The organism is Vibrio sp. SCSIO 43133 (assembly GCF_023716845.1).
GTDB lineage: Bacteria > Pseudomonadota > Gammaproteobacteria > Enterobacterales > Vibrionaceae > Vibrio > Vibrio mediterranei.
On sequence record NZ_CP068024.1, the window covers coordinates 1,633,288 to 1,648,672 of the forward strand.

The 15,385-nt window shown below is 42.0% G+C and carries 9 protein-coding genes and 3 pseudogenes; 7 read left to right on the forward strand and 5 right to left on the reverse strand.

All coding sequences use genetic code 11. The features are described from left to right. Position 1: 1 nt before the first annotated feature. The gene (locus tag JKJ11_RS07840) at positions 2-727 is read right to left on the reverse strand and encodes an ABC transporter transmembrane domain-containing protein (RefSeq protein WP_252039030.1); all 726 of its coding nucleotides are present in this window, start codon (positions 725-727) and stop codon (positions 2-4) included. A gap of 409 nt (positions 728-1,136) precedes the next feature. On the opposite strand from JKJ11_RS07840, the pseudogene JKJ11_RS07845 reads away from it, so the two are divergent. After that, positions 1,137-2,958, forward strand: a pseudogene (locus JKJ11_RS07845) (PhoX family protein). A 53-nt stretch (positions 2,959-3,011) separates the two neighbouring features. Here JKJ11_RS07845 and JKJ11_RS07850 read toward each other — a convergent pair. The 4 genes and pseudogenes from JKJ11_RS07850 to JKJ11_RS07860 form a co-directional block, all read right to left on the reverse strand. Then, a complete protein-coding gene (locus tag JKJ11_RS07850) occupies positions 3,012-3,374 on the reverse strand; it encodes a DUF805 domain-containing protein (protein ID WP_252039031.1) in 363 nt (120 codons plus the stop codon). Positions 3,375-3,388: 14 nt separating this feature from the next. Then, a pseudogene (locus tag JKJ11_RS26145) lies at positions 3,389-3,721 on the reverse strand (response regulator); the annotation flags it as partial. Between the two features lie 534 nt (positions 3,722-4,255). Continuing rightward, positions 4,256-5,509, reverse strand: a pseudogene (locus tag JKJ11_RS26150) (sensor histidine kinase); the annotation flags it as partial. Next, positions 5,400-5,825: a hypothetical protein gene (locus JKJ11_RS07860; RefSeq protein ID WP_252039033.1), complete on the reverse strand. Its 426-nt coding sequence runs from the start codon at positions 5,823-5,825 to the stop codon at positions 5,400-5,402. The pseudogene JKJ11_RS26150 and the gene JKJ11_RS07860, both read right to left, overlap by 110 nt. Before the next feature lie 408 nt (positions 5,826-6,233). Between JKJ11_RS07860 and JKJ11_RS07865 the strand changes: the two genes are divergently transcribed. The 6 genes from JKJ11_RS07865 (at position 6,234) to JKJ11_RS07890 (ending at position 15,198) form a co-directional block, all read left to right on the forward strand. Then, positions 6,234-9,449, forward strand: coding sequence for a S41 family peptidase (locus tag JKJ11_RS07865; protein ID WP_252039034.1), 3,216 nt, complete (start codon positions 6,234-6,236; stop codon positions 9,447-9,449). A gap of 708 nt (positions 9,450-10,157) precedes the next feature. Further along, positions 10,158-10,898: an SDR family oxidoreductase gene (locus tag JKJ11_RS07870; protein ID WP_252039035.1), complete on the forward strand. Its 741-nt coding sequence runs from the start codon at positions 10,158-10,160 to the stop codon at positions 10,896-10,898. 15 nt (positions 10,899-10,913) lie between these two features. Continuing rightward, on the forward strand, positions 10,914-12,125 hold the full coding sequence (locus JKJ11_RS07875) for an acetyl-CoA C-acetyltransferase (RefSeq protein WP_252039036.1): 1,212 nt from the start codon (positions 10,914-10,916) through the stop codon (positions 12,123-12,125). A gap of 101 nt (positions 12,126-12,226) precedes the next feature. After that, positions 12,227-12,574 carry a phasin family protein gene (locus JKJ11_RS07880; protein ID WP_038228517.1) on the forward strand — a complete coding sequence of 116 codons (348 nt, stop codon included), beginning with the start codon at positions 12,227-12,229 and terminating at the stop codon, positions 12,572-12,574. Between the two features lie 79 nt (positions 12,575-12,653). Continuing rightward, positions 12,654-14,450 carry a class I poly(R)-hydroxyalkanoic acid synthase gene (gene phaC, locus JKJ11_RS07885; RefSeq protein ID WP_236110594.1) on the forward strand — a complete coding sequence of 599 codons (1,797 nt, stop codon included), beginning with the start codon at positions 12,654-12,656 and terminating at the stop codon, positions 14,448-14,450. Between the two features lie 139 nt (positions 14,451-14,589). Then, on the forward strand, positions 14,590-15,198 hold the full coding sequence (locus JKJ11_RS07890) for an FKBP-type peptidyl-prolyl cis-trans isomerase (protein ID WP_198557783.1): 609 nt from the start codon (positions 14,590-14,592) through the stop codon (positions 15,196-15,198). Positions 15,199-15,385: the final 187 nt, after the last annotated feature.

Consider the following 15,385-nt stretch of genomic DNA (forward strand, 5'->3'; position numbering starts at 1 on the left):
GCTAGATAGATGCATTCTTGAGCGAAGGCGTTCTTTTTCGTTCGTCTTCTGAATGAGTAAGTCGATGTTCCTGATTAATACCCTTATAAGCTGCATACGTCTTATATTCATTTGCCTGACGTTTGATACCAAGAATGTTACGGTTGAGATTGAGTACAAACCCCGCTCTTGCGTCCTCGGTAATGGCATGCTCTAAGCTTCGTTGTTTTGCTCTTTTACCTGACAGCCAGACGAAGCTGAATGTAATAGCCCATACGACAATAGGTACCGCGACTAAGCTTCCGCCAACATAGTAAACTAAAAATAGGAACAACAGCGCAAAAGGAATATCTATCAATCCAGATAGAAGTCCCCCTGAATAGAGATCTTTGATTTTTGCGATAGCTTCTAATCCGTTCTGAACGCCTCCCACTTTTAATTGCTTAATCTCCTTAATAGGTGACGTTGCTAACGCCCGAACTGTTTCTGCGTAACGTTGTTGTTCGAGCATGGAAGATTCTGCGGCCAGTACCCTAGAACGAACGTATCTGAGTAAAGCATCAAGTAATACCGCTATCGTTGCGCCTGCTAGTAGCAACGTCGCAGTGCCGTAACTTTGGTTTGGAATTATGCGGTCATAAATCTGAAGCACCGTTAAAGGCACGGCAAGAGAAAGAATATTGATAAGCACTGATGGCAGCAGCACTTTTTTAATGCCCTGAATACCTGAAGAGAATGTTGTGTCCATACCTAGCTCATTTCTTATCCATATCAATTAAGACTCGGACAAAAGCAGCGACATTTCAAATAGTAAGGAAAGAAAAATCCACAATTTATTAAGGTTTAGTGTTCGATTGTTATGGGAGGAATACTGTACTTAAAAGCAATATCTATTTCATAGCAGTGTTTGTGTAGGGAGGTTAACTTATACAGACACTAAATCGTTCATAAAGAAACTTCTAATAATATAAGTGTTAGTTATTTGTAACTGAGATGTCATAATTTGATTGCATCATAGCGGCCACAATAGTAATAACGGCCAATTTAATGGCCTTTTCTTTAGTAGAAAGGAAGTCAAAGTGAAGCATTTTAATCGAACTCCAGATCAAAGAGCGCTCGACCAAGAGCCAGAATTCAATCGTTTTGTTGAAGCTGCTATGTCGCGTCGTCGTTTTCTAAAAGCAACGGGGGCTGCTGGAACGGCTGGCTTTTTTGCTGCGAGTCCTATTAGTCAGGCTGTTGCTAACACTATGCCAAGCAAATCGCAGTTGATTGGCTTTGATGCTATTCCTATTTCAACAACCGATACGGTTGAAGTACCAGAAGGTTATCAGGCAGATGTATTGATCTCTTGGGGTGACGCTATCAAAAAAGGTGCACCGGCGTTTAGCCAGTCGAATAATGCGCAGGCGCAGGAACTTCAATTTGGTGACAACAATGACGGTATGACGTTTTTCTTAATTTCCAACGACAGAGCTGTTCTTGTTGTGAATAACGAGTACACCAACAACGAGTACCTTTATGAACATCAAGGTAATAATATTTCAGCAGATGATGCTAGAAAAGCACAGGCAGCACACGGGGTGTCGGTTGTTGAGTTAGAAAAGAACAATGGCAAGTGGCAAGTGAATGTAGATGGCCGCCTAAACCGTCGAATCACGGCGTACACAGAAATGGAAATGACGGGTATTGCTGCCGGTCATGAACTGCTTAAAACCAATGCTGATAATTCGGGTAAGAAGATACTCGGTACGTTTAATAACTGCGCTAATGGGCAAACGCCGTGGGGGACTTACCTAACTTGCGAAGAGAACTTTAATGGCTATTTCGCTAATACTTCTGGTAGTGAATTAGGCGACCGCTATAAGCGTTATGGTCTGGGTAATAAAGACAGAGGGTATGACTGGTATAAGTATGATACGCGTTTTGATATGGCTAAAGACCCTAACGAACCGCATCGTCATGGTTGGGTTGTTGAAGTTGATCCGATGAATCCTAATGCAACCCCAAAAAAGCGTAGTGCTCTTGGCCGCTTCAAACACGAAAATGCGGCGTTGACGATCAATGATGATGGTCATGTTGTGGTGTATTTAGGTGATGATGAACGTGGTGAGCACTTATATAAGTTCATATCTAAGAAAAAATACGTAGCAGGTGCAGATTCTAATCGTGATCTCCTTGAAGAAGGAACATTATACGTTGCTAAATTCACTGGAACAGAAGGTGAATTGAGCGGCACTGGCGAGTGGTTGGAGCTTACATGGGGCAAGAATGGTCTAACACCTGAAAACGGCTTCCCTGATGCGGCTTCAGTGATGATTTTTGCTCGAGAGGCAGCCACCCAAGTTGGTGCGACAAACAATGGATCGTCCAGAATGGGTAGCCGTACATCCGGACAATCAGTCGGTCTTCTGTACGTTGACCAACAATAAACATCGCGGTGTTAAAGATTCACAGCCACTGAATGCAGTAAACCCAAGAGAAAAGAACCCATATGGTCACATCGTTCGTTGGAAGCCGACGAAAGGTGACCACTCAGCAGGCACGTTTAACTGGGATATTTATGTACTTGCGGGCAATCCTGAAGTGCACGAAGTTGGTTTGATGGCTGGCAGTGACAACATCAATAAGGACAACATGTTCAATAGCCCTGATGGAATTGGTTTTGACCTCGCTGGAAGGTTATGGATTCAAACTGATGGCAAATATTCAAACAAGGGTGATTTTGCGGGTATGGGCAACAACCAAATGCTTTGTAGTGACCCACAAACGGGTGAAATCCGCCGTTTCCTGACTGGACCAATTGCTTGTGAGATTACAGGGTTAACCTTCTCTCCAGACTATAAGACGATGTTTGTTGGTGTGCAGCATCCTGGCGAAGACCTTGCTCCATCACATTTCCCTGAAGGTGGTAATTCTATACCACGTTCATCTGTAATGATGATTACGCGTACAGATGGCGGCATCATTGGGGCTTGATAAGGGTCTCAAAAAATCGAAAGAGACTCTGCGTGAGTCTCTTTTTCTACTTACTAAAGTGAAGGAGGAGCGGCTCCGAACTCATTGTCATGGTCACTCTTGAAAATGAAAAAGATGACTAGAATGAGAGCGCCTAACAAAGGAATCAAATAAAGGAATAACCACCAACCACTTCGACCAGTGTCATGTAGTCGTCGGCATCCCACAGCCAATGTTGGTACTAGTACAGCTAAAGAATAAAACGTACCAAATAACCCGAATTGCTCACTACCGGCACCAACGATTCTATCGATGATATTGAATAGTAAGGCAATGACAAAGCTGACCAACACGTAACTCCAGTATTGCTTGCGCGTCGCTCGGCCGTTGAAGTTCGCATAGTTGTTCTTTAGGACATCGATGTAGTTATTCAGCATAAACACTCCTTGGTTTAACAGGATGCTTGGAACTTAGAGTCTAGCTTTTCCATCAACACTTCGCGTTTGAAAGGTTTGGGTAAATAGTCATCCATGCCACTTTGATAGCACTTTTGAATATCGTCATCGAGCACCGAAGCGGTTAGGGCAATAATATGAGTTTGCTTAAGAGCATTCTCAGCTTCGAACTCTCGAATTGCTTTGGTGGCTTCAAAACCATCAAGCACGGGCATCATACAGTCCATAAGTATAAGTCCAATAGTCGAATAGTCTCGTTGATAAATCTCAACTGCTTCTTGACCGTTATTGGCAATCACAAAGTCAATAGATAGCTTCTTCAAATTTAAACTAACGATCTGTTGGTTTACTTTATTATCTTCAACAACCAAGATTTTAAAGGTTCTCTCCGATTTTAGATTGGTGTCATTGGTGCTAGTCACCTCTGTAGGTGCTCTAGTCGTAGGTGCTCTAGTCGCCGTAAGGTTACGTAGGCTGTTGATCAATCTGTTACCAAATAGTGGTGATGTTAGAAACGCAGAAACCTGTAATCCATTGGCATCCGCGGTTTCTTTTGTTATCGCGCAACAGGACAATATATCATGCTCTTTGAATTGTGATTGAACCGAAGAGAAGTTGGCATTGCTATCAAGAATAATGATCGTATCAACAGTGAGTTCTAGCGTGTTGATGTCTGATACAGCAGCGTGCACGTATTTCACTCCGTAACGTTCTAGTTCCGAAAGTAACAGTGGATTTGGATAGTCTGAGAAGTATTGAACATGTAGCGATGGCTCATAACCTACACTATGGCTGTCGCGGCTGAATTCAAGGTCAAAGTAAAAGTGACAGCCTTTTCCTTTAATTGATTCAAGATGAATGTTGCCACCCATCATTTCCACCATCTTTGCGCAAATAGCCAGGCCTAAACCAGTGCCGCCATAGTCTTTCGAGGTATCGACATCTTCTTGTTTAAACTCTTCAAAAATGTGCTTCTGCTTTTTTTCATCAATGCCTATCCCTGTGTCCTGGATGGAAAAGCCAATGGTGACACTGTCTTCTGTCTGAGCTCTCAACTTTAGAGAGAATGCGATGCTGCCTGTTTCAGTAAACTTAATCGCATTGGAAGCTAAATTCATTAATGTTTGGCGAACTTTTTGTTCGTCGGCTTTCACATAGTCAGGTATCTCTGGATCGATGTCGATGAGAATATCGATTTGTTTCTGCTGTGCTTTGGGTGCGATTAGTGCTGCGGTATCAAAGATCGTCTCTTTTATTGCTGTCGTGTGAGGACAAATCTCTAAATGCCCGGATTCGATTTTTGAAAGATCGAGTATATCGTTAATCAACATGAGTAAGGTCTGAGATGATGCATTGATGGTCGTCAGGTAATCTTTTTGGATGGCACTAAGCTTGGAGTCTCCGAGGATCTCAGTCATACCTAAAATACCGTTAAGGGGCGTACGAATCTCATGAGACATATTGGCCAAAAATGTGCTCTTAGCTTGATTCGCTTGTTTTTCGTGCTCTCTTGCATCAATCAGCTGTTTCTCTAGGGTAGAGGTTTGTCTAACAACATAAAGTAGGATGAGAACAATGGCAGCGATGAGCAAAATAGTAGCAAGAGATTGATGATTCTCATGCTTAACGATTTCGCTGTTTATCTGCTTTGGTAAGATATTAAACAAGGTATTCAGTTTGCCTTCCAGTTTATGAATGGTGGCTCTGAGTTCACCAAGTTGTCCCTCTTGATAGGAGTACCCAAAATTCTCGTATGCGCTTTGTAGAGCATAAAAAGCAAGTCGGAACTCCTGAAATCTATATAGGAGTTCGTATGAGGATTCCTGAGCGCTTAACTCTGATTGCATTTGAACGAGGGTTCGTTCAATTCTAGGTAGAACAGTAGGGTCAAACTCGGCGAAGAACTGGTACATTAAATCTTTGGTTGTTAGAGCAATGTAATCAAGTGGTGTTGAGTTGGCTTGAATCAAGGCATACTCGAATGCGAGCGTCTTCTGCTTTAAATTATCAATTAAGGCCGGTTTCACCCTCTGAACCATGAATAAGCAACACAATATCAGCCAGTAAGTAGAAGCGTTGAACATAATCATCGACATGGGATAATGCCTGTTGCCCATCGTAATCTGTATTTAGTCCGGAATTAATAATGGTTGCATTGATCGAACCTAGCTGCTCCAGAATGTTTTGATAATCCGTCTCCATTTTCTGTAGATATATGTGGTCGACTCTATCAATAAAATCTTTTTCGTGACGACGCATCATTAGCATGTCGTTAGATGCGGTAAGAATACTCTTTTGAAGCGAAATCAATTGGTTTTTGGTTTTATCAACGGAATGTTGAGTATAGAAAAATAGGGCTAAGAAACTAAGAATAGCAAATGCGCCTAAAGTAAGGGTTTTGCGAATAGCCTGAGTGGGAAAGGTGTTGCTCATCAATCCATATCCTTATGGTACAACGTTTTTTGCACTCCGTAGTGTAACGCAAAACAAGTAGTAACAAAAATGAAACAAAACTAGATGGCGTTAGTTTTTATTTCCTTAATTTTGGTAGAGCAGAGTCAATACTTTGTAGCAACTTGTATTTTTGTGTATGCCTGAGGCCATGACGCAAGGTTGAGGAATAAGAATTCATTAGTGCAAAGATGATTGGATATGTCATTTTGCAGTATTTAAATGCTGTGTGATATAGGCTGGGTAGGAGATTATCTCGCATATTTTCTTGGTGAGTGATTGCTTGATAAAGTGACGAATACTTGTCTGTATTTACAATGATTTCGTGATGAAAATTTCCCGCCCAAATCTGTGGCATGATGGGTAAAAACGCAACACTTAAGGGAATCCATGAAATTTTCACATTTAGCCCGAGTGGGCTTTGTCCTTTTCTCGGCTAGTCACGCCTCTTTGCTTATTGCACAAACATCAGATGGCTCATCATGGTATCGAGACATTGCTATTTCTCCGGCCGGTGATCAGATTGCATTTACTTACAGTGGCCAAGTCTGGGTAGCTAACGCAAAGGGTGGCGATGCAGTTCCGCTTACAAGTGAGACGGTTTATAGCTCGAATCCTGTATGGTCTCCTGATGGACAGTCGTTAGCATACCAATCTAACCAGTATGGTCGGGGAGATGTGTTTGTTTTGAACATGAACACTCATAAATCTCAACGATTAACTTTCCACGGTAGCAAGGATATCCCTTATTCCTTTAGTGCCGATGGTAGTCAAGTCTTATTTCAATCTTTTAGGATCGGTAATGGTGATAGCGAATTAAATAACGGATTTTTTGGCCGCTCCTACAGACTGTATACAGTTCCTGCAAAGGGTGGTCGAGAGCAGGTCTTGTTAGAAAATTCAGTGAGTAGTTATTCGGTCTCTCATGATGGTAGTCAGGCTTTGTATACTGATTTGCCTTCGTATACCGAACAACAGTGGCGCAAAGGTGCTCAATCAGATGCTGCAAGAGATATCTGGAAATATGACGCTAAAACTCACAAACACACACAACTAACAACGTTTAGAGGTGAAGATCGCAACGCAGTTTGGTCTGAGGATGACCAGTCCATGTATTTCTTATCTGAACGTTCAGGCAGTTTTAACATCTGGAAGCAATCTTTGACTGAGCCTGAAGGTGATGCTGTTGCCGTAACTCATCATCAAAAGTTACCCGTTAGGTTTTTATCGATTAGCACCCAAGGTGATTTAGCTTACGGGTTTGACGGTGGTATTTGGCTTAAGAGGAAAGGCGATAAGGCAGCGCATGAAGTTGACATCAAAATACGTAAAGCGCGCAGTGATAGCAGTACTAGAAACGTGAATTTGGCCTATGAGATTACTGAACTAGCGGTATCACCAACAGCTCCGGAAGTCGCCGTCGTAGCTCGAGGGGAGGTATTTGTCATCTCTACGTTGACCGGAGAGGCACGTCGGTTGACGAATACCCCACAAGCAGAAAGAAACATTTCGTTCTCTAGTGATGGAATGACATTACTTTATGGCTCTGAGCGAGCAGGGAATTGGGATTTATTTGCGAGTCATATAGGCGATCACGATAAGAGCTTTCTTACGGCAAGTCAGATAACAGAACAGCAACTCACGGATACGCCGGTAGATGAGACCCAACCTGTGTTGTCTCATGATGACACTCGCATTGCATACAGAGAATCAAGAAATACGTTAAAAGTAATGACTATTGAAGATGGCGCCAAAACGACACTTCTTAACAGCCAATCTATGTATTCTTACGAGGATTCAGATTGGCGTTATCAGTGGTCGCCAGATGATCAGTATATTGTATCTCGTGATGGTAGTACGTTAAGTGCTAATAATATTGTTCTACTTGATAGCAAAGGCGAGAACAAACCCATCACATTGAGCTACAGCGGATTTGTTCAATCTGCGCCAAAGTTCTCTGATGATGGTCAGGTTGTTTACTGGACATCAGACAAAGACGGGCTGACAGAACTGGATGGCAGTACCGTAAATGGTGACGTATATGCGGTCACTCTAAATAAAAAGACAGAAGCGAACTTGGGCCTATCTCAAGACCAAGCGTGGTTAGCTGAGCAAGAAGAACACGCTGCTGCTCCAAACCATAAAACTCTGATTGATGTCAACGACCTTCAAGATAGAATCCAACGCTTAACGCCTTATTCTATGTCAATTTTGGCGAGTTACCTTTCTCCCGACAACACTGAAATGGTTGTTGCCAATCAACGAGGCGATGATATCGAATTTGTGCACCTGAACCTTTTAACAGGGGAGCATGAAGTGATGTTCACACGCTCCGCGGACGACATCCAAGCCATTACGGTAACGCCTGACAGAACGATGTTGATGCTCATCGGTCATGGACAACTAGAGAAAATCGATTTGGCTAATGGCGATAGTGATGACGTTCATTTTAGCTTGGATGCCGAATATGACTTTGCGAAAGAAACACAATATATCTTTGACCATGTATGGCGCTTAACCAAGACCAAATTCTACGACAAAAATCTACATGGAGTAGACTGGGATTGGTATAGAGAGGCGTATGCAAAACATTTACCAAGCATACATAATTATAATGACTTTGCTCAGTTGTTAAGTGAGTTGGCTGGTGAGTTGAACGCCTCACACACTGGTTCTACGTATAGGATGCATCCTGGTAGTTGGGAGTCGCCAGCATCACTCGGCATTATTTACGATGATAAATATCAAGGGAAAGGTGCAAGAGTTCGTAGCGTTCTACTAGGAGGGCCAGCAGATCTACCGAATAACCCGATTAAATCAGGTAGCATTATTTACTCGGTGAACGGGGTAGATGTTCAACCTGGCAAGGATATTTATCCATTGCTTAATAACCTAGAAGGTAAAGTAACTCGACTGTCTGTTCTTACTCCTGGGAATAAGAAAACGATATCCGTAGCCGTTACGCCTGTCTCGTTGTCTGACGAAGCGAAACTCTCGTATAAACGTTGGGTAACGGAGCGTGAAGTACTTACCAATAAGTTATCAAATGGGCGTCTGGGCTATATCCATATTCCTGAGATGGGTAACGATTCATACCGTCAGCTAGTCAACAAATTGTTCGGTCGATATCGAGATAAAGAAGCAGTTGTTATTGATGTCCGATACAATGTCGGAGGGAACCTACATGATCAAATAATGAATCTATTATCTGGTGTGAGACACAGTTCCGCGGTATCGAGAGATGGCTATTCAGCAGGCTCATTTCCACTTCGCCGTTGGGCAAAACCTAGCATAATGTTAGCGAATGCATCGAGTTACTCAGATGGTTCAGTTGTACCTTACTTTTATCAGAAAGAGGGAATTGGAAAACTAGTGGGTGAACGTGTACCAGGAACGGGAACCTACGTGCTTTGGGAAAACCAGCAAGAACCATTATTGGAATATGGTGTACCGCAACTTGGTTTCAAAAATGATCAGGGTAAGTGGTTCGAGAACAATGAAGTGAAGCCAAATATCTTGGTTTATAACTCACCTGACGACGTCGCTTCTGACAGAGACCGTCAACTAAGCGTTGCTATTAAGGAGTTGCTGGCGAAGCTGAACTAAGATAGGCAACTACATATAAGTACTTAGTTTTGAAGGCCCTTTGACTTTGAGTTCAAGGGCCTTTTTCATGGAAGTAGATAGAACATACTTTCGTGTAAGACATTAATGTTAAAGCGCTGTGAGGCTTTGTGAAAAAGATCACGTCTTAATGAAAAGCACCAAAATAATGTGTATTGCATCAGTATGGTGCTTTGACCATATATAACTACATGAGACCATTTACATTTGATGATATTTAAGCTTTAGCTCTAAATAAATATCTCATATCTTTCAGTGATCTATATTATTCAATCTAAGAATAATGTGATAGAAATTGAGATTTGTAATTAAATGTTATTGATAGATACCAATCATTATTTTGGTGCATGGTAATTCCTTATTAATACGAATATAAATTTAAAGTGACTGTTATTAAAAGGTTTGTTGAGAAATTGATTCGGGTTTTTTCTTCAAGGAGAACGGGTGGATAAAATGTAATTTAGTAATTTCATGATTGTGATCAGTATCTAAGTACTACTCCGTGCAACGATTAAAGGGTGGTTAAATATTAAGATTTCATTAATTTAATATCCATAAGTCAAAGCGTAACAAAAGCTCAGTAATATCAATAATAAAATCAGCCATCATAATAAATACGCAAATTAGGACGTCAGAATTTAGTATTTTACATAAATAGCTAAATGCTAGTTGCTAGGAATGGAGTTATTAATGAAGAAGCTCGCAATAATCACCGGTTCAAAAGGCGGAATTGGTTCCGCAATATCATCTGCAATTGTCGATAAAGGATATCGTCTGATTGCTACCTATAACACAGGTAACTATTCATGCGCTAAGGAATGGTTCGACAGCAAGGGTTTCACAGAAGACCAAGTAAGGCTGTTTGAACTTGATGTTACAAATACTGAGGAGTGTAACGAAAAGCTAAATCAACTTCAGCAAGAAGAAGGGACATTTGATCTGGTCGTAAACAATGCCGGTATTACGAGGGATGGCCAGTTTAAGAAAATGAAGGCTGAAGCGTGGTTTGATGTCATCAACACTAATCTGAATAGTGTTTATAACGTGACGCAACCTCTTTTCGCGGCTATGTGTGAAAAAGGTAATTGCCGTGTCATCAATATCTCATCGGTAAATGGTCAAAAAGGGCAGTTTGGCCAAGCGAATTACGCTGCAGCAAAAGCTGGAATGATTGGCTTTACCAAGGCGCTTGCTTCAGAAGGTGCTAGATCTGGAGTTACAGCAAATGTTGTTGCACCTGGTTATACAGGCACGCCTATGGTTGAGGCGATGCGTGAAGACGTTCTCGATTCCATTAAAAGCACCATTCCACTGAAACGCCTAGCAAAACCAGAAGAGGTTGCCGCCACGGTAGCATTTTTGGCAAGTGAAGAGGCCGCTTACATCACAGGTGAAACGGTTGCCATCAATGGCGGCCTATACATGGCGTAATCAAGGGAACAGATAATGGAAAAAGTTTTTATTGTTGCAGCAAAGCGTTCAGCAATCGGTAGTTTTGGTGGCAGCTTACAGAACGTTACTGCTGGAAAACTTGCATCGGAAGTGATTGCTGGTGCGGTCGATGCCTGCGGTATAACTGTTAACGACATAGATGAAGTGATTGTCGGTAACGTTGTGAGTGCAAATCAAGGCATGGGGGTAGGGCGACAAGCTTCTATCTATGCAGGTATTCCAGCGGAAGTTCCAGCTTATACGCTAAACATGGTATGTGGTAGCGGAATGAAAACGCTCATGGACGCCGCATCACATATCAAATCAGGCGAGGCAGAAGTTGTTGTAGCTGCTGGTGTTGAGATTATGTCGCAGATCCCGTTTGCTATGCCAGCGTCGGCACGTTCAGGCCATAAAATGGGGGATATCACTGCAAAGGATCTTCTCGTTTCAGATGGACTCACCGATGTCTTTAATGCTTACCACATGGGCGTGACCGCTGAAAACATCGCTAAGGAAGTCGATATTTCTCGTGACGATCAAGATGCGTATGCCCTACAAAGTCAACAAAAAGCGGCCGCAGCCATTGAAGCAGGGAAGTTTATAGATGAAATTCAACCCGTTGAGGTGAAAATTCGACGTCAAAGCGTCGAATTTTCGACCGATGAATACCCCAAACTAGACGCGACCATGCAAGGCTTATCTAAGTTAAGGCCTGCATTTGATAGAGAAGGTACAGTGACGGCGGGTAATGCGTCGGGCATTAATGATGGTGCTAGCGCTTTGGTTGTGGCTTCCGAGTCGGCGGTTGAACGCTTAGGGTTGACACCATTATGTGAAGTCGTTAACTGCGCTCAAACTGGTATTGACCCGCAAGTAATGGGACTTGGCCCAGTTCAAGCGGTGACTAAAGTGCTTAGTAAAGCTGACTTAACCATAGAAAACGTGGATGTGTTTGAGCTTAACGAAGCGTTTGCGGCGCAAGCGTTAGGCGTTATACGCAACTTAGCGTCGCAGCATGGTGTGTCTGCAGAGTCTATTTTGCAAAAAGCTAATCCAAATGGTGGTGCTATTGCCTTAGGACATCCATTAGGAGCATCTGGTAATAGAATCATTGTCACTCTCATTCATGAAATGTTACGCGAACAAAAAAATATCGGCGTTGCATCTTTATGTGTAGGTGGTGGTATGGGAACAGCAGTACTTTTGAAAAACTGCCAGTCTTAAAAAAACGTAATTGTTAATAGCTCATTACAGTGTTGTCGGATTCCCAAATATTAATGGGATAGCTATATAAAATTGGAATATATTTCCTAGGAGAAATAATCATGTACACGGATATCTTTAAAGTTTTCAATGAACAGTCAGAAAAAACGTTTGAACCATATGCAAAATTCAACAAATTGATGACGAAAAATGTAGAGACTCTAACTGAACTGCAACTTAATGCCATGCGTTCGTACAGTGAGCTTGGTTTAAGCCAAATGAAAGCGGCCTCCGAAATTAAAGACGTGTCATCATTAGCGGTTTTTAATAGCCAACAACTTAATACACTGTCTCGCTTATCTCAGCAAATGATGGATGACAGCAATAAGCTTCAACAAGTTGCGAAAGAATTCAAAGAAGATATTGAAGCTCTAACAACTGAAACTGTAAAAGCTAACACACCAGCTTAATGATTCAGGTTTTTTATTAGGGTTGCGGGGGCACTCGTTCCCGCAACCTTTTTTGTTTTCCAAGAAAAGGGTTTTAACTATGTTTCAAAACTTCTTTTCGGACTACCTTGTGAAACTGCAGGAGAGCAACCAGCAATGGTGGAAAGACTTCGAGCAAGGCAAGGCAGCCGTTAATAGCCCTCTAACTAAAGCAATGCAGGAACTCAACGCAGAAGATACTGCAGCTTTTATGGATAAGGCCTCACAGCAACCCGCTGCTATGTTGGACATGCAAACTAAATGGTGGACTCAACAACTAGAGATTTGGCAGCGAGTAGCACTGCAATCAAGTAAAGAAGAGGTCGTTTCTGTAGAAAAAGGCGACCGTCGATTTGAAGATGATGCATGGAAAGAAGAAGCGTTTTATAACTTCATCAAGCAGTCCTATGTTCTTTTCAGTAAGACTTATTTAGAGACTATCAACTCGGTGGAAGGTGTCGATGAGAAAATCAAAGAGCGATTGACGTTTTTCTCCCGACAAACGTTGAATGCACTCTCACCAACGAATTTCATCGCCACCAATCCTGAGCTACTTAAACTGACTGTTGAGCAAAATGGAGAAAACTTGCTTGCTGGACTTCAGCAGTTCCAAGAGGACATCGAAGCAAGTGCTGATGTGCTGAAAATTCGCATGACGAATACTGAAGCATTTCAAATAGGTGAACATGTCGCTAATACGGCTGGAGATGTTGTCTATCAGAATGAACTATTTGAGCTGATTCAATATCGTCCTGTCACAGAAGTGGTGAACTCTACACCATTGCTTATCGTTCCGCCTTTCATCAACAAATACTACATTCTTGACCTTCGTGAGAAAAACTCGATGGTTAAGTGGCTGCTGGAGCAGGGTCACAGTGTATTTATGATGTCGTGGCGAAATCCTGGCGCTTCTCAAGCTAAGGTGGAGTTTGGCGATTACGTGACTAATGGTGTTGTAAAAGCAGTTTCTGCCATTGAGTCGATCACTGGTAAAGATCAGATCAATGCTGCCGGATATTGTATTGGAGGCACTGTCCTTGCTTCCACTGTGGCGTACTACGCCGCCAAACGTATGAAGAAACGGATTGTCTCAGCGTCGTTTTTTACCACGTTGCTTGATTATAGCCAGCCAGGCGAAGTAGGAGCTTATATAAACGACACCATCATCAGAGCTATTGAACTACAAAATAACGCCATAGGTTATATGGATGGTCGCTCACTCAGTGTGACATTTAGCTTGCTTCGAGAAAATAGTCTTTACTGGAACTACTATGTCGATAATTACCTTAAGGGTAACAGTCCCGTAGATTTCGACTTGTTGTACTGGAATAGTGATAGCACTAATGTAACTGCAGCTACACATAATTTTCTATTAAGACAGCTATACCTTGAAAACAAGCTGATTCAGGATAAAGGTGTGAAAATCGGCGGCGTGTGGATAGACTTAGATAAGATACGAATCCCAAGTTACTTTATTTCCACCAAAGAGGATCATATTGCACTTTGGCAAGGAACTTATCGCGGTGCGTTGAAAATGGGTGGGAACAAAACTTTCGTATTGGGCGAATCAGGGCATATTGCAGGTATCGTTAATCATCCCGCAAAAGAGAAATATGGTTTCTGGACTAATTCTACTCTAGAAGAATCCGCAGAAGAGTGGATAGGGAATGCAGAACACCATAAGGGGTCGTGGTGGCTGCACTGGAACGAGTGGCTCAAACAGTTTAGCGCGGAAGAGCAAGTTGAACCGTTTTCAACAGGAAATGAAGAATATCCTGTAGTAGGTAGTGCTCCTGGTCAATACGTGTTGCAAACTTTGCCAGTGGTCGATTCCCTGCCAGATAATGAACTGACCTAAAGTTCACATAATCATCAATGCAAAAGGACCTCTTGGTCCTTTTCTTTTTCCAGTATCAAGCCTTTTTATCCGTAACATACTTTTTTTCTGTATAAGAAGTCTTAACATTAGACCAAGAGTTAGTTGTTGAGAGGTTGGGATGGAAATAGAGACGTTAGAACAAAAAGTAAGCTATATCTACGGTCGAGAGATCGCGTTGGAGCTTGCCAAAAAATCATTTCCAAAAATGAATATCAAAATTGTCCAAGAAGCCATCATGGACACATTCATGCAAAAAGAATGGCCATTTGACCCGTCTGAAAATGAGCAGTTGAAGCAACAGATGGAAGACCAGCGCAAAGAAACAGAGAAACAGCTAAAGCAGCAACAAACAGAATTTGAACAGGCTTTTTTCAAAAAGAATGGTCAGCGCCGCGAAGTAACAACCCATAGCTCTGGTATTCAGTATGAAATACTAAAAGAGGGGAATGAGCTCGCTAGTGTCTCGTCAGGAACGCAGTGTAAGGTCAGACATAAGACTTGGCTTCTAAACGGACGTCAAGTTGATAGCTCTGTACATCTGCCTGAGCCGCTAACGATTTCTTTAAATCAGGCTCCTGTCTCTTGGTTAGTCGTGCTAAAACAGATGAAGCTAGGCTCTACGTGGCGTTTATATGTCCCAGCTCACTTAGCTTATAAAGAAGATGAACACCCTAGGGTTCCAGAAGAAACTGCTGTTGTTTTCGAACTGAGTCTTGTGTCTATTTGATGGCTTAGATTATTTACCTTTCATTTCAAAATACCCAGAATTATGTGCTAGGTATTTTTATTTCATTAAGATGGTATATTGAGATGCTAGTCAGGTATTAATATTTCTTATGTGAACTTTAAAAGAACATAATATTAGTTGTGGCCATTGGTGTTATATTGCATGCTGTTTTGTTGGTAATATGTAG